Annotated in this window: 11 protein-coding genes and 1 pseudogene; 6 read left to right on the top strand and 6 right to left on the bottom strand. The window is 58.1% G+C overall.

What is annotated here, in order from left to right; genetic code table 11:
• Positions 1–105: 105 nt before the first annotated feature.
• On the bottom strand, positions 106–927 hold the full coding sequence (locus QA609_RS16980) for an enoyl-CoA hydratase-related protein (protein WP_278303800.1): 822 nt from the start codon (positions 925–927) through the stop codon (positions 106–108).
• A complete protein-coding gene (locus tag QA609_RS16975; RefSeq protein WP_278303799.1) occupies positions 924–1,811 on the bottom strand; it encodes a 3-hydroxyacyl-CoA dehydrogenase family protein in 888 nt (295 codons plus the stop codon). Before QA609_RS16975 ends, QA609_RS16980 begins: the two co-directional genes overlap by 4 nt.
• A gap of 169 nt (positions 1,812–1,980) precedes the next feature.
• Here QA609_RS16975 and QA609_RS16970 point away from each other — a divergent pair, with 169 nt between their 5' ends.
• The gene (locus tag QA609_RS16970; protein WP_278303798.1) at positions 1,981–3,123 is read left to right on the top strand and encodes a thiolase family protein; all 1,143 of its coding nucleotides are present in this window, start codon (positions 1,981–1,983) and stop codon (positions 3,121–3,123) included.
• Between the two features lie 36 nt (positions 3,124–3,159).
• On the opposite strand, the gene QA609_RS16965 is transcribed toward QA609_RS16970, so the two are convergent.
• From QA609_RS16965 to QA609_RS16950, 4 genes are all read right to left on the bottom strand, one after another.
• Entirely contained in the window at positions 3,160–4,299 is a 1,140-nt protein-coding gene (locus QA609_RS16965) for an acyl-CoA dehydrogenase family protein (RefSeq protein ID WP_278303797.1), read from the bottom strand.
• 157 nt (positions 4,300–4,456) lie between these two features.
• The gene (locus tag QA609_RS16960) at positions 4,457–6,013 is read right to left on the bottom strand and encodes a long-chain fatty acid--CoA ligase (RefSeq protein ID WP_278303796.1); all 1,557 of its coding nucleotides are present in this window, start codon (positions 6,011–6,013) and stop codon (positions 4,457–4,459) included.
• 73 nt (positions 6,014–6,086) lie between these two features.
• Entirely contained in the window at positions 6,087–8,180 is a 2,094-nt protein-coding gene (locus QA609_RS16955; protein WP_278303795.1) for a TRAP transporter fused permease subunit, read from the bottom strand.
• Positions 8,181–8,186: 6 nt separating this feature from the next.
• Positions 8,187–9,365, bottom strand: a complete 1,179-nt coding sequence (locus tag QA609_RS16950; RefSeq protein WP_278303794.1) for a TAXI family TRAP transporter solute-binding subunit — start codon at positions 9,363–9,365, stop codon at positions 8,187–8,189.
• Between the two features lie 176 nt (positions 9,366–9,541).
• On the opposite strand from QA609_RS16950, the gene QA609_RS16945 reads away from it, so the two are divergent.
• From QA609_RS16945 to QA609_RS16925, 5 genes and pseudogenes are all read left to right on the top strand, one after another.
• Positions 9,542–10,705 (top strand): acyl-CoA dehydrogenase family protein, encoded by a 1,164-nt coding sequence (locus QA609_RS16945; protein ID WP_278303793.1) that lies wholly within the window; start codon positions 9,542–9,544, stop codon positions 10,703–10,705.
• Between the two features lie 256 nt (positions 10,706–10,961).
• Positions 10,962–11,726 carry an IclR family transcriptional regulator gene (locus QA609_RS16940; RefSeq protein WP_278303792.1) on the top strand — a complete coding sequence of 255 codons (765 nt, stop codon included), beginning with the start codon at positions 10,962–10,964 and terminating at the stop codon, positions 11,724–11,726.
• A gap of 921 nt (positions 11,727–12,647) precedes the next feature.
• Positions 12,648–13,157 (top strand): annotated as a pseudogene (locus QA609_RS16935) (IS1595 family transposase); the annotation flags it as partial.
• 265 nt (positions 13,158–13,422) lie between these two features.
• Entirely contained in the window at positions 13,423–13,920 is a 498-nt protein-coding gene (locus QA609_RS16930) for a gamma carbonic anhydrase family protein (RefSeq protein ID WP_278303791.1), read from the top strand.
• Between the two features lie 176 nt (positions 13,921–14,096).
• A partial coding sequence (locus tag QA609_RS16925) for an AMP-binding protein (protein WP_278303790.1) occupies positions 14,097–16,001 on the top strand: 1,905 nt, incomplete at its 3' end.

Here is a 16,001-nt window from a genome sequence, read left to right as displayed (position 1 = left end):
CACTGAATAGCCGAATTGTTTCGATGTATCGGACCTGTTGAGTGCGTGCGTTAGGAGGACGATCCGAGAGAGCGGTGAAGGCATCTCCAAATGAATATCGGGCTCTTACTTCCCATCGAACTCCGGCTCACGCCCCTCGAGGAACGCCTCGATTCCCTCATCCTTGTCCTCGGTCGCGAAGAGTTGGACGAATAGCTCTGACTCGTACTCAAGGCCCTCCTCGATTCCCATGCGCGAGCCCGCCTTGATGGCCTTCTTGGCGAACTCGAGCGCGAGAGGGCTTTTCTCTGCCATCGACGCTGAAAGTTCGTAGACGGTGTCATCGAGGTTGCCTTCGTCGCATACCTGATCGACGAGGCCAATCTCTTCGGCTTCCGTGGCGTCAATGAGTTCGCCGGAGAGGACGAGTCGCATTGCCTGTCCCTCACCGACGAGGCGGGTCAACCGTTGTGTGCCACCGCCACCTGGAATGAGTCCGAGATTGATTTCGGGCTGACCGAGCTTCGCTCCTGCAGCCGCGATGCGAACGTCGCAGGCCTGTGCGAGTTCACAGCCGCCGCCGAGCGCGTGACCGTTGATTCGGGCGATGATCGGAATCGAGGCGTCGTCGACGGTTTCGTAGACCCGTGGGTGCTCGCTGGCCTCGCGCTGCTCGACTAATCCGCGATCCTTAAACTCGGTCACGTCCGCGCCAGCGACGAACGCGCCCGAGCCCTCGCTGCCGGTGAGAACGAGTACCCGGACCCCGTCGTCGTCGTCCGCGGCGGCAACGGCCTCCTTCAGTTCGCTCCGAACCTGTCCGTTGAGCGCGTTGCGCGCGTCGGGGCGCTCGATCGCAATCGTTGCGACACTTTCAGCATGGTCGCCAACCGAGACGGAAACCAGTTCGAGTTCGTCGCCGAGCGCAGCCAGTCCGGTCTCGCTCATTCCTCCTCACCCCAGTCGCCGCTCGTTCCGACGCGCTCGCCGTCCTCCCAGACGTAGAATCCCTCACCCGACTTCTTGCCGAGTTTGCCCGCACGGACCTTCCGGCGTAGTGCCTGAGGCGGCCTAAACCGCTCGCCGAGCTCTTCGCGGAGATGCTCCGCGATGTGTAGGCGGACGTCGAGTCCGACGTGGTCCCCGAGTTCGATCGGACCCATCGGATAACCGTAGCCGATCTTCATCGCCTCGTCGATGTCGTTTGGGCTAGCGACGCCTTCCTCGACCATTCGGATCGCCTCAAGTCCCGTCACGAGGCCGAGTCGTGAAGTCGCGAAACCGGCGCTATCGCGGACGACGACGTCTTCTTTTCCGATCTCACGGACGTAGTCGGTCGCAATCCTCTCGGTTTGATCGTTCGTCTGCTCGGCAATTACGATCTCGACTAAGTCCATCAGGTGCGGCGGGTTGAAGAAATGCAGGCCGATAACTCGTTCGGGCGACTCGAGCGTGCTCGCCATCTCCGTGACGGAGAGCGAGGAGGTATTCGAGCCGATCACCGTCTCTTTGTCTGTTTTTCTCTCCACTTCTGAGAGTACATCCTTCTTCAAATCCATGTCCTCTGGGACGGCCTCGATGACGAGTTCGGCGTTGTCGACAGCAGCGGTGAGGTCGGTCATGCCTTCGATGCGCTCGAGCGTTGCTTCCATCTCGTCTTCACTGACTTTGTCCCGGTCGACACCCCCACGGAGATTCTGTCGGATGCCCTCGAGTCCGTCTTCGACGAGTTCTTCTTCGATGTCTCGAAGGACAACATCGTAGCCCGCCATCGCAGATACCTGTGCGATTCCGTGACCCATACTGCCGGCTCCGAGTACCGTGACTTGCATGGTCGAAACCCACAAGCGAACCGATGAAAAGCGTTCCTGTTCGCGCACTCTACGTGCTGGTGGTGACCAGTACGGTCGGCGGAACGGGACGAGGCGAGATATAGGGCAACGTGACGCCTGCCGAGAACGGAGCGACTTTACCCCTCCCCCTGAAACATCGTGACAACCGATGAGTGATATCCAGCCAGTAGTTGTCCAAGCCGTTCGAACGCCACAAGGAAAACACGACGGCGCCTTCGCTGAAACCGGCAGCGCAGAACTTTCCGTACCGCTAGTCGACACGATGCTTGAGCGCACCGGCTTGACGAGTGATGACGTAGATGACGTTCGGTGGGGCTGTGCGATGCAGGTTGACGAACAGAGCAACAACATCGCTCGCGTGATCGCACTCTGCTCCGAACTCGGCGAGGACGTACCTGGGACTACCATCGATCGGCTCTGTGCTTCCTCTGCCGAGGCGATCATGAGCGCCAGCGACTCCATCCGTGCAGGGCAGCGGACGGTCATCGTCGCGGGTGGCGTCGAGAACATGAGCCGAACTGAACGCCAGAAGGGAATTGGGTCCTACGACGCCATTGCGGAGCAGTACAACGCCGCGGACCTCCAGATGGGCCAGACAGCCGAGACGGTTGCTCGGCGGTACGACATCAGCCGAGAGGAACAGGACGCCTACGGTGCACGCAGCCAGCAGCGCGCCTGTGAGGCCAGCGATGAGGGCCGCTTCGACGACGAAATCGTTCCCATCGAAACTGACGAGAAGGTCGTCGAGGAAGACGAGGGTCTCCGTCCTGGCACGACCCAGGAGAAGATTTCGGGGCTGCCACCGGCTTTTGAAGAAGATGGAACTGTCACCGCTGCCAACGCCTCTCAGATTTCCGACGGGGCGGCGGCCGTCATGCTCACGAGCAAGGCCTTTGCCGAAGAACGAGGACTCGAGATCATGGCCGAAGTCGGCGACCACGAAGTTGCCGGCGTCGACCCCGAAGTGATGGGGATCGGACCCGTTCCAGCCGTACAGGGTATGTGGAACCGAAACGGCCGCTCCGCAACCGACTACGACCTCGTCGAACTCAACGAGGCCTTTGCCAGTCAGACGCTGTACTGTCGGGACGAACTCGGTTTTGACGACGACGTGTTCAACGTCAACGGCGGTGCAATCGCGCTGGGGCATCCGCTCGGTGCGTCGGGCGCTCGCCTCCCCGTCACGTTGATCCACGAACTTCGGAAACGCGGCGGCGGCCTCGGCCTATCGACGATGTGCGTCGGTTACGGGCAGGGTGCTGCGGTGGAGTTCCGCGTACCCAGTCCCTGAGTGGAGGACACGAACAAAAAACGACCGAACCGCTGCTTACAGCAGTTGATCCGCGATGATATTCTTCTGGATTTCCGAGGTCCCCTCGTAGATCTTCGTGATGCGGGCGTCACGGTAGTAGCGCTCGGCTGGGTAGTCCGTGACGTAGCCCGAGCCGCCGTGAACCTGAATGCCCTCGTCTGCGACCTCGACCGCGATTTCGCTGGCGAAAAGCTTCGCCATACTCGAGAACTGCGCGGCAACGTCCTGGTTGTTCTGCTCGACTTCGGTCGCGGCACGGTAGGTCAGCGAGCGGGCCGCTTCGACGCGGGTCGCCATCTCGGCGAGTTTGTGCTCGATGGCCTGGAACTCCTTGATCTTCTGGCCGAACTGCTCGCGCTCGCCAGCGTAGTCGATCGCGGCGTCGAGTGCACCCTGTGCGGCACCGACCGCCTGCGAGGCGACACTCGTTCGGCCGGAGGCAAAGAACTCCATAAGCTGATAGAACCCCTTGTCGACCTCGCCAATGACGTTTTCCTCGGGGACGCGAACGTCGTCCACGACGACCTCCGCAAGGTCTGACGCACGGATCCCAAGCTTGTTATCGATCTTTTCGGTTGAGATACCGTCGGTGTCCATCTCGACGAGGAAAGCGGTAATACCACGATGACCCTCGTCCGGACTGGTCTTGGCCATTAAAACGCCGACGTCGGCAACCGTCCCGTTCGTGATCCACATCTTGTTGCCGTTTAGGACGTAACCGTTACCCTCCTTCTCGGCGATCGTTTCGATGCCCGCGACGTTCGAACCGTGTGCGGGCTCGGAGATCATCGAACAAGAGGCGGTCTCGCCGTTAGCGATCTTCGGTAACCACTCCTCTTTCATCCACTCGTCGCCGAACTCCATGATCATGTTCGTTCCGAAGCCGGCGGAGCCGACGGCGGAGCCGATGCCGGGGTCGGCGCGCCACAGTTCCTCAGTAACGATAGTCGAGGAAATCTTATCCATCCCGGCTCCGTCGTATTCCAAGGGTATTCCTGGCGCAACGAAATCGTATTTCGCCGCCTCCTTGCGGATCTCTTCGGGATACTTTCCTTCTCGGTCATACTCCTCCGCCACCGGCTTTATTTCGTTCTCGCCGAACTCGCGAACGGCGTCACGGATTGCCCGGTGCTCGTCGGACAGGGCGAATGCCATACCTCTATAACGTTACCCGGTTACAAAACAACTTCGGTTCTGACAAACAGTGGAAGGAATATCTACTATTTTGTTAAAATTGTAAACAAAAGCGTCGCTATTCGATCGGCGTGAGGGCCCAGTGGCCGAGAACGGCTTAGCTCCGTTCGGTTCGCGCTTAATCCTGAATTTTGAACTTCTGGACCTTACCGGTCGTTGTTCGTGGGAGCTCCTCGACGAACTCTACCTCGCGTGGGTGTTTGTACTCCGCCATGTTCCGGAGACAGTACTGCTTGATTTCCTCAGGTGTTGCTTCAGCGTCCGACGTCGGGACCACGAGCGCCTTGACAGTCTCACCTCGCCGCTCATCGGGGACGCCGACAACGGCGGTGTCGGCGACAGCCTCGTGTTCGAACAGGAGTTCCTCAACTTCGCGCGGGTAAACGTTATAGCCGCCTGTGACGATCATGTGCTTCTCGCGGTCGACGACAAAAAAGAAATCGTCCTCGTCCCAGTAGCAGATATCGCCCGTATGGAACCAGCGGGTTCCCTCCACCTCGGTGAATACCTCCTCGTTGGCCTCCGGCAAGCCGTAGTACCCTTTCATCACGTTCGGCCCGGCTACGACGAGTTCTCCAGTGATTTCTTGGAGCGCTGCCTCCTCCTCGTCGACGGGCCCTTCGTTGACACGGGGCACCTCTTCGAACTCCTCGTTGACGACCTTCGCCCGTACGCCCTCCAGCGGTCGACCGATACTGCCCTTCCGACGGGCATCGGACGTGTTGGCGTGAGTGACAGGACTAGTCTCGGTTAACCCGTAACCCTCGTTGAGCTGGATATCATACAGTGACTCGAACCGTTCGAGCACCTCGGTCGGGAGGCTCGCACCGCCGGAGTTGACGAACCGCAGCGCCTCAAACTCGTACTCGGCGGCGTCCGGCTGGTTGATCATGTCGTTGAACATCGCTGGTACACCGAACATAATGGTGATTTCGTCGTTCTCGAGTTGGTCCATTACTGCTGGGGCATCCCAGGAGGAAACCGGGTAGTAGGTGCCGCCGCTATACATCGCGCCGTTCATGACGACGGACATACCGTAGATATGGAACAGAGGCAGGGTGCCGATGAGCCGATCCGAGGCCTGAAAGCCACCCGGTGGAACGTCCGCGTTCGCCCGCGTTGTCCACGCGATGTTATGATGTGTCAACAGGACACCCTTCGGCGTTCCAGTGGTTCCCGATGTGTAGGGCTGGACGGCGATGTCATCGTTGGCACGATCAACGATATCGAGTGTCTCGTCGGCGAGAAAGACCTCGAAGTCGACAGGCTTGTCCGAGCCAGCGCCATCGCCGACCGAGATCACGTGCTCGACGTCGGTGTCGTCGATGACGTCGACGACCTCGGAAACCTTCTCGGCAAGCGAGACAACCGCTTTCGCCCCACTGTCGCCGAGTAGGTGACTGATTTCTCGGGCTTTGTATTGAGGGTTCATCGGGACGACGATGGCGCCGGCCCGCAGCGTACCATAAAAGGCCGTCACGAACTGGGGAAGGTTCGGTAGGTAGATCCCGACGCGGTCTCCTTCACCAATCCCGCGGTCGTCGAGCGCCCGCGCGAACTGCCCGGCACGCTCCCAGAACGTCTCGTAGCTCACCTCCCGGCCATCGAACGCGATAGCTGGTGCCTCCGAGTTTGAGTCGACGGTGTCGGCGACCGCTGTCACGAGATTCGTCATATGTATGAGTCCTGTGAACACTACAAAAGCGTTGTCACTCTGAATCGTGTTGAAGAGGGGTTCGCTCGGCCGCTCACTCGGCCGTCGACGGTTCGGTTCCCCGTCGAGCCTCGGCGTTGTAGCCGACGACCAGGTTTGCGTAGACCAGCCCAGCGGCGACGAGCCCGGCACCGGCGAGTTGAAGGCCGAAGTGACCGAGCGAGCCGAACATCGCAGCGAACGCTGCGGCCACGTAGCCGACTCTGATCGGGTAGCTGAGGTCGTGTGCGCCGTCAAAGCCAACGGTGGCCACGATGAGCCCGACTGTCCCTAAAAGGACGAGAGGGAATGCAACCATCGTCTCCGTCGACCAGTAAATGAGGCTGTTGTTCGCGACGAAGGCGAACGGGATAACGAATCCGGGCGCACCGATCCGCAGCGCCTGTAAGCATGATTTCATGAAGCTTGTCCCGGCGATACGCGAGCCGATGGCTACCGAGATGGCGACCGGTGGTGTAATTGCCGACAGCATCGCAAAGTAGAAAACGAACATGTGAGTCGTCAGTTCAGGAACCCCCATCTGAATGACGCCGGGGGCGACGAGAACGACGACGAGGATGTACGCCGCTGGCGTCGGCATCCCTAGGCCGAACAAGATGCTGGTGATCATCGCCAGTACCAGAACGACAATGAGCAATCCACCGCCTAACCCGATGATCGTCGTGGCGATTCCCTGGGTCAGGCCTGTCCCTTCGAGCAGTTCGACAATCAGACCCATCGCAGCGAGGACGCCGACCAGCGGCGCCATCTCGAGACCGCCACGGGAGACGCCGTCGAGTGTCTGTTTCCCTGTGGATCGCGCGGTGTTGAGTCCGATACCAGCGTCATAGAAGTTTTTGACGACCATCACGCCGACGATCGTGAGGATCGTATACAATCCTGCCGACAGCGGTGTGTACCGGAGGTAGATCAACGTGTACAGCAACACGAACAGGGGGACCACAAAGTGGAGTCCACTGAGCAGGAGCCGCCAGTCGAATGAGGTTAGTTCGACCGACGTCCACCCGAACTTGAGGACGGCGAAGTGAACCGCAACGCAGACCGAGAAATAAAACAACGCGGCCGGAATCACACCTGCTTGGACGACTTGGACGTAACTGACGCCCAAGAGATCTGCCATCAGAAACGCGGCAACACCCATTACCGGGGGGAGCATCTGTCCGCCGGCCGAAGCGACAGCCTCGATCGAGGCGGCGAAATCGTCACGAATGCCCTGTTCTTGGAGCATAGGGATCGTGAAACTCCCCGTGGTCGCCGTGTTCGCGGCGGCGCTGCCGGTAATCGATCCCATAATCATACTAGAGATGACCGCGACCTGAACGACACCGGTCCGGAGACTAGAGCCAAACTCGCGACCGATGTCGAGGACGAACTCCATCAACCCGAACGCCTTTGCGATGCCGGCGAACATGATAAAGATCGCAACCCAGGTTGAGCCGATCCCCATCAGCGTCGAGTCGTAGACGCCGTTGATACTGATCGCGCCGTCGCGAGCGATTTCGGTCCAACTCATTCCCGTGTGGCGGAATACCTCGGGAACGTCGACGACGGGCACTGCGTTCGAAGCGAGGAAAACAAGCCCGATCGTCAGCCAGTGAGCGTACAACACCGAGCCAATGGCGACAGCCGCGATCACCCAGCCGAACGCGCGTCGCGTGGCGTCGATGGCCAGAACGATGAGGACGGTTCCGACCAGAATGTCGACGGTCGTGTAGCCGACGAGGTGGGCGTCCTCAAACAGTCGATTAAAGTTGACATGAACGTACGCGGTCGAGGCGAGGGATGCGATTGCCAGGCCGATGACAATTACGGGATCGATCCGCGCGTATACGGCTCCGAGCCGACCACGCAACCCCTTCGATCCCGCGTCGGCGGCCGCCGCCGAGTTGGGGTTACTCTGGTACGTCGTACGCGCGCAGTCGACGTAGTACGTCGCCAGCCCGAGCCCGAGGAAGACGTTCACGTACAACTCCGACTGGCGGTAGATACCGACCCGCGGCAGGCCGAACGCGAGCACTGTCGCGTAGCCGATCGTCAATAGCGTCAACAGCGCCCCGAACGCGTAGACGGCACCGTTTAGCACCCGAGGTGCGTTGTCGTGTTTGTCGGACTGACTGGTAGCATCCATCGTTAGTTACTCGCCGTCCGCTCGTTCGAACTCGTCGGACCAGACGCCGATCTCCTCGTAGAAGTCAGCGGCGGCGGCGTGGAACGGGACCTCATCATACATATTCTCGACCCAGAACTGGTCGTCCTCAAGCCGTTCGAGTAACGCGCTGTACTCCTGGAGCGTCTCGCGGTTATCGTACATCGTCTCAAGGAACGAGTAGACGGCATCGTAATCAAGGTCGTCCCGACAGACGAAATTGTAGGCGAACGTCGGGCAGTGAACGTCGTCGGGCGTCGAAGCGGCGCCCTCGAGTTCGGTGCCGTCGAACGATTCGATCAGCAGCTGGTCGTCGCCCTCCCATGCCTCGAGCATCTCGTCGTCGACACCGAGGACGTGCAGATCGACTGTCCCCATCATCTCCTGGATCCAGCCCGGGATGATCTGGAAATTCATGTAGGTACCGACGCCAACGTCAAGCTGGCCCTCATTCATCGCGTTACCCTGCTCCCCGAAGTCATAGCTAACACGATCGTATCCCGCAACCTGTTCTAGTGCGTGTTCAAGGGCGGGCGCGGTTCCCGATCCCTCCGGTGTCGGCGAGATTGTCGTCCCTTCATCGATGTCCGAGAGGGTCTCGAGGTTCTCATCAGGCGTACAGAAGAACCACGGCAGGTCATAAAAGTGAAACACCTGGGCCATCTCGAAGCTGAGGTCGTCAAACGGCTCGACGCCCTCGGCGACCTCCCTGGCAGACCAGTTCTGGATGTACACCATCTCGGCGCTCTCGTCGTCGAGCGCGCCGATATTAGCCTCTGTCCCCGAACTCGTTTGAGCCTCAACGTACACGGCATCGGTATTATCGTTAACGACACTTGCAATTCCCTCATTAGCGCCGTAAGCTGCCGTTTCAGACCCTGAAGTACGCATTCGGATGTCGTGTTGTTCATCGTCCTCGAGACTACCCTGGATATCATCGAGACAGCCGGCGGTCGCTGCAGCGGCCCCGATTCCAGCCCCAGCAAGCAACGAACGACGAGTCTGGCGGCTGTAATGTTCTCTGATCGGCATGGTAAGGTAATCCATAGTGATAATATATAATAGTACCGCTTGGTATCGGTATTGGTTCGCAGCGAGCCACTCGTATCGTTTTTTGTGCCACGAGAAATCGGTCTGTGCTCGAATATCCTGGATCGGTGTTGACAAGTTAGGCACCGAGCTGGGAGTTGTCACGCCGTTTCACATAGTGAATTGCGACCATCGGAATCGATCGATCAATTGCCAGAAATCGATGGGATTCCCGCAGGGTAGAACGCTGAGTACGGTCGTCTGCGGTGATAGGAGACCACAACGCCTATTGCTCCCTTAGCATACTAGGTGGTATGCTGGATTTCGTGCAGCTCGAGGCAGATCTCGACCAGGAAGAGCGAATGATTCGGGACACTGCCCGGGAGTTCGTCGAGGAACACGTCAAACCCGACATTGGCGACCACTTTGAAGCCGGGACCTTCCCGGAGGAACTCATTACCGAAATGGGTGAACTCGGCTTTTACGCGCCGAACCTCGAGGGGTACGGCTCTCCCAACGTTTCCGAAACCGCCTATGGCCTGCTAATGCAAGAACTTGAAGCGGGCGACTCGGGACTCCGATCGATGGCCTCGGTCCAGGGCGCACTCGTGATGTATCCGATCCATGCGTACGGGAGTGAGGAGCAGAAAGAGGAATGGCTTCCAGCGATGGGACGAGGCGAAGCGATCGGTTGCTTTGGACTCACCGAACCCGAGCACGGCTCGAACCCCTCCGGAATGACGACGTACGCCGAACGCGACGATGACGGCTACGTGCTGAACGGCGCCAAGACGTGGATCACGAACTCACCAATTGCCGACGTCGCCGTTGTCTGGGCGCGCGATCGCTCTGCCGAGGACGATCCTGTTCGGGGGTTCCTCGTAGAGACCGATCGGGATGGCGTCTCGACGAACAAGATCACCGAGAAGCTCTCCCTGCGGGCGTCGATCACGGGCGAGATTGGACTCAATGACGTGCACGTGCCTGAGGAGAACGTCTTACCGGGTGTGTCGGGCATGAAGGGGCCGCTGTCGTGTCTTACCCAAGCTCGCTACGGAATCGCTTGGGGAGCCGTCGGTGCGGCACGGGATTGCTTCGAGGAGGCCCGCCAGTACGCGACCGATCGCGAACAGTTCGGTGGCCCGATCGGCCGGTTCCAGCTTCAACAGCAGAAACTTGCCGAGATGGCAACTCAGATCACCCTTGCCCAGCTGCTTGCCTACCGGCTCGCGGAGCTCAAAGAGCGCGGCGAGATGCAGCCACAGCACGTTTCGATGTCCAAGCGCAACAACGTCAGGATGGCCCGGGAGCAGTCCAAGGTCGCCCGCGAAATGCTCGGCGGAAACGGTATTACGACCGACTACTCTCCGATGCGCCACATGGCGAACATGGAAACCGTCTACACCTACGAGGGTACCCACGACATCCACACGCTCGTCCTTGGCGAGGAGCTTACCGGTCTCCAGGCTTACCAATAGGATCGTCGCTCGAAGCGATACTGAATCGATTATTCCGTTTTCTTTGATCCTTGAATAGCTACGCCTTCGTGACCAAGAGTACTCATCACTGGAATCGGTAAAACGCTACTCGAGGGACTGACCTGGAACTCTGCCTCGAGTTCCGCATAGTGAAACACTTGTGCCGATGATCAGATTGGATTACGCTTGTTCCGCACAGTGGTATCTCCGTTTTGCCTTCCGGAACATTGATTGTTATATCGGTGAATGGGTAGATATGACTACAGAACAGGACGGCCGAACCGATGTGGGTGTCTCGACGACGAAAAAATCATTCGAGATCCTTGAAGCACTGAAGACCGAAGAGGGGCTCTCCATCACTGAAATCACCGAACGAACGAACCTCTCGAAGAGTACAGTCTATCGTCACCTCGCGACGCTTACCGACATGGGGTACATCATCGAAACTGATGGTGGATATTACATCGGCCTGGGACTGCTTGAAATCAGCGAGAAGACACGGAACCGCGAGGCGGGATACACGGCTGCGAAACGCAAAGTGTTCGAACTTGGTCAGGAGACCGACGAGCGGGCCGTGTTCCTAGTGGAGGAGGAGTACGAAGGCGTCTACCTCCACCGGTATGGAAGTCTCTCGGATACGATGATCGGGAAGCGTCGACCGTTATATTCGCTGGCTTCGGGGAAGGTCATTCTCGCAGATTGGGACGATGACGAGATCGACCGGTACATCGAAGAAACGGACCTCGAACGGCACACAGCAAACACGATTACAGACCCGGATGCCCTCTACGAGGAACTCGATCAGATTCGCGACCAGGGATATGGGATCAACAACGAGGAGTATATGAGCGGACTCTGTGGCGTAGCCGTCCCGGTCTATACACCGGATGATGATCTGCTTGGAGGACTTGGTCTGTTTGGTCCCGCTAGTCGGTTCAAGGATAAATCTGTTCGGAACGAACTTGTCGATCGACTCCGAGACAAGGCTGGCGAGATCAAGGTGACGCTGGCGTACGGCTGAGACGACATCTGTCCACTGTCATCGAGCCCGGTGGATTATACAGTGGCATTCTACCATGCGAAATGGCGGCCGATACTGCTCGATTTGAGACCAATAGTAGCCAAATCAGTGCGGAACGTCACATTATAACGCCTGGTTTTGAGTCGGGTCGTTCAGTGTACGGGACGATTTTCAACATGCGGATTACAAATGTATTAGTGTAATTCCACCGTGAGGTTGCTAGATGGTTCTTGACTTTTTCCACTCATTGCGTCAGTGGGAAGGATCACTGATACTGTGATCAATTCTACGGATTCGTCCTGTTTACCGAAGATTGTAGACAATAGATTTGGGCATCGGCCTCGAAACTCGGACTGTCACCTTCGCATACGTACGGCAGAGCCGAGCGTGCGCTTGATCAACGAGACGCCGATCGGTCCCCGTTCTCGTAGGTGTTCAATGATGGTATCGAGTGTTCAACAGACTTGATCGATCGTCCGTTCTTGTCGTCCATACCGGCCTCTGAATACTTCAGTACATAAAGCATTGAGGTCTCGATCAAACCGTTCGGGAGGGTTGAACAAAGCGGTCATCGACTGTTTTACATTAGTATTGCTGTAATATGGGTCGGGGCGGAGTAGTTCTTCCAGACGATCGGTTTTGCTCACCAGACGACGGGGAGGAATTGTCCGAAGAACGGTACTGTGTGTGCCTGAAGAATTCATAATTCACTCTGCCCGTTCTCGTATGGCATCCTTTTCGGCGATTCGCCTTCGACTCCCGGTGGAATTCGAGCAGACCCTCATAGAAGGGTTCTAGCGGTAATTCAATGTAGAGAGAATTGTTTTTCGACGACCGAATATGCTCAGACCGCGTTTATTTTCTTCGACCGCAAACACCTCCTCCACAGTCGGATGCGGACAATATATAATTCTCTGCTCGCGAATCTCTTAAACAGTCGATGGACCAACGCAAGTCAATGAAACCCAGCAGGTATATCTGATAGAAAGATCGAAATCTGCCGCGGGAAGGCCTTGACCGCGGCGGGCCGCCAGAAGGCGGCCGAACGTGATGGACAGGAGAGCAGGGTAGCGATCGTCAGATCGTCTCAGCCGAAGAATGAACTGATTACGACGAAGAATTTGGACCGGTAATCATGGGAGTTGATGACTTCTCCCAGCCGCTGGAAGTGGTCTTGACTGACGAGTTATTGTCTCAACAAGCAATAGAGCATGATCACCGAACTATGCTCTACGACAAGGAATACGTCTCAGAAGACAGCGACTATACCAACTAAGCAGAGTGCCTCTAGTCCTGCTCTATCCATGGTTGGCGAAGTTCCGCGACCTCTTCAAGCAAGGCTCGGAGTGGGACGCTCGTATCTACGAGTTCCTCCGGTCGCTGAACCTGATTCACGGCCTCACTGATTGTTTCGCTGTCAGTGTCTTTCGCCAGACTGCCGAAGAGCGCCCTCACAAGAGCCACAGATCCGAAATCCGATTCTGGATTGAATTGAATGGCGAATCAATGGTACGGCCCATACGAGACCGTATCTGGAAAATATCCGTCTCTGATTGCTATTCGTCTCTCGGGAATCGAGTACGCCTTCCGAAGCCACCAGAGCATGTCGAGAGTTCACGGCCGAATGATTGTTCGGGATTCTCCGCACGCGGAGCGTCCGGTACTGCTAAATCACGCCCCACTGTACGGGTGTTGCATGGAACGATCAGTACTCGGTTCAATTCCAGAGATTGCGGACTCGGCATTTGTTTCGGAACTGGCGTACGCAGTGGGTGACGTCACTGTAGGCGAACGATCGAGTCTCTGGCCGTTTGTCTGTCTTCGCGGCGACGGCGGACCGATCATCGTCGGCAGCGAAACAAATGTTCAGGAGTTCTCGATGTTGCACGGCGCGACCATCGGTGACGGTGTAACTATCGGGCACAACGTCATCATTGACTACGCGACTGTCGAAGATGATTCGCTCATCGGAATGTCCAGTACCATCCAAAGAGATGCCATTGTCGAGTCAAACTGCCTCGTTGCTGCGGGTAGTCTGGTGACCGAGGGGCAAACGATCTCGGAGGGCCACCTTGCGTACGGCGCTCCCGCAGAGACACGACCGATTGAGGACGCACATCTCGAGGAACTCGCTCGCGTGCAAGAACTCTACGTGAACCACGCCGAGATCTACAAGGAGGCTGGGCTGGAGTAGACTCCAGGAATGCGAGCTGGGTGTGTTCGAGGACAAACAGAATATCTATTCCTGCTTCATAGTACATTGATCACAGGATGAATATTACTTCGACTGACGGGTGGGTCCTACCAGCTGCGTTCGAGCACTGATGACCGGCAATTATACCTTGTAGGCGCGCACATGTATAGGCGACTATGGCGGAGCAAGAGGAGTCATTGACAGAGACAGATATTGTCCATGAGCCAAGCCAGGAATTCGTCGAGTCGACGAACGTCTGGCAGTTCATGCGGGCATACAACATCGACGACTACGACGACCTCATCGAACGCACAACGACTGAGATCGACGGCATCCCCGATTCGGGCGTCGAGTGGTTCTGGGACGAACTCGTCGACTATCTCGATATAGAGTTCTACGCGGACTATAATCAGGTACGAAACAACACCAGAGGACCGCAGTTCACCAACTGGTACCCTGGTGGCGAACTCAACATCGCTCACAACGTCCTTGACAGACATGCCGCTTCCGACAACGAACGCCGGAACAAGGTCGCCTGTATCTGGGAAGCTGAGGACGGCGAGATCCGTGAGGTGACCTACCACGAACTGTACCGTCAGGCCAATCAGGTCGCGAACGCTCTCGAGGCGCGCGGTGTCGAGACCGGCGACACCGTCGGCCTGTACATGCCGATGGTCCCCGAGGTCATATCCATCCTCTACGGCTGCTTCAAGGTCGGCGCGATCGCAGTCCCCATTTTCTCGGGCTTCGGCGTCGACGCCGCTGCGACACGCATTGAGGACTCCGAGTGTAGCGTCCTGTTCACCGGTGACGGCTTTCAGCGCCGGGGCGGGGAAATCATGCTGAAGGGAGCGGCCGACAACGCCATCCAGCAGGCCGGTCACGTCGAGCATACTATTGTCTTCGATCGACTCGGGCTCGTCAGCGAGGGTGAGATCCCGTGGAACGACAACCGCGACGAACGCTGGACCGACGCGGTCAAAGCCCAGGACGACGATTACGACACCACGGAGCTTCCGTCAGACCAGGAGTCAATGCTTCTGTACTCGTCGGGCACCACTGGCAAACCCAAGGGCATCGTCCACACCCACGCCGGTGCGTTGGTGCAAGCCGCCAAGGAACTCCATTTCGGGTTCGATCTCAAGCCCTCGGACCGCTTTTTTTGGGTATCGGATATAGGCTGGATGATGGGTCCCTGGACGCTCATCGGCAACCACGCCTTCGGCGGAACCATCTTCATGTACGAAGGTGCGCCGGACCACCCCCAGCCGGATCGGTTCTGGCAGCTGATCGACCGCCACAAACTCACCCAGTTCGGTATCTCTCCCACGGCGATTCGGGCCCTTCGCAAACAGGGAGATGAGTGGGTTGATGGCTACGATCTCTCCTCGCTCCGTATGCTCGGTTCGACGGGTGAACCCTGGGACCCCGAGTCTTGGCGCTGGTTCTATGAGAACGTCGGCGGCGGCGAGACGCCCATCGTGAACATCAGCGGGGGCACCGAAATCATGGGCTGCTTCCTCATGCCGATGCCAATCCAGCCGCTCAAACCCGGCACGCTCGGCGGTCCTGGCCTCGGCATGGACATCGACGTTGTTGATGACGACGGTAACAGCATCAAGGGTGACTACGAGCGTGGGTATCTGGTGGCTCGTGACTCCTGTCCGTCGATGACGAAATCGCTCTGGTGCGGTGACGAGCGCTATCTTGAGGAGTACTGGTCATCGTTCGAGGACCCGCCGCTGTGGGACCACGGTGACTGGGCACAGAAAGACGAGGACGGTCTCTGGTTCCTCCACGGGCGCGCCGACGATGCCCTCAACGTCGCCGGCCGAAAGGTCGGCCCGGCAGAGGTAGAAAGCGCCGCAATGGAACACGATGGAGTGAACCAGGCCGCGGCCGTCGGTGTCCCCGATGACACGACGGGGACGGCAGTAGTCCTCTATGTCGTCGTTGAGGACGGATTCAAGGAAACCGATGAGCTGCGCGAGGAAATTCGGGCGATGGTCGGCCGGGAGCACGGCAAGCCGTTTCGTCCGCGAGAAGTGCTGTTTGTTGATGAGTTCCCAAAGACACAGTCT

The sequence above is a fragment of the Natronococcus sp. A-GB7 genome (assembly GCF_029688865.1).
Lineage (GTDB): Archaea > Halobacteriota > Halobacteria > Halobacteriales > Natrialbaceae > Natronococcus.
The sequence above is the reverse complement of the archived record's forward strand: the minus strand, read 5'-3'. Positions and strand labels throughout refer to the sequence as shown.

Bases quoted from the DNA above. Each gene is read 5' to 3' on its own strand.
- QA609_RS16945 (WP_278303793.1), top strand. From the start codon at position 9,542: ATGCTGGATTTCGTGCAGCTCGAGGCAGATCTCGACCAGGAAGAGCGA.
- QA609_RS16955 (WP_278303795.1), bottom strand. From the start codon at position 8,180: ATGGATGCTACCAGTCAGTCCGACAAACACGACAACGCACCTCGGGTG.
- QA609_RS16960 (WP_278303796.1), bottom strand. From the start codon at position 6,013: ATGACGAATCTCGTGACAGCGGTCGCCGACACCGTCGACTCAAACTCG.
- QA609_RS16970 (WP_278303798.1), top strand. From the start codon at position 1,981: ATGAGTGATATCCAGCCAGTAGTTGTCCAAGCCGTTCGAACGCCACAA.
- QA609_RS16980 (WP_278303800.1), bottom strand. From the start codon at position 927: ATGAGCGAGACCGGACTGGCTGCGCTCGGCGACGAACTCGAACTGGTT.
- QA609_RS16965 (WP_278303797.1), bottom strand. From the start codon at position 4,299: ATGGCATTCGCCCTGTCCGACGAGCACCGGGCAATCCGTGACGCCGTT.
- QA609_RS16975 (WP_278303799.1), bottom strand. From the start codon at position 1,811: ATGCAAGTCACGGTACTCGGAGCCGGCAGTATGGGTCACGGAATCGCA.
- QA609_RS16940 (WP_278303792.1), top strand. From the start codon at position 10,962: ATGACTACAGAACAGGACGGCCGAACCGATGTGGGTGTCTCGACGACG.
- QA609_RS16930 (WP_278303791.1), top strand. From the start codon at position 13,423: ATGGAACGATCAGTACTCGGTTCAATTCCAGAGATTGCGGACTCGGCA.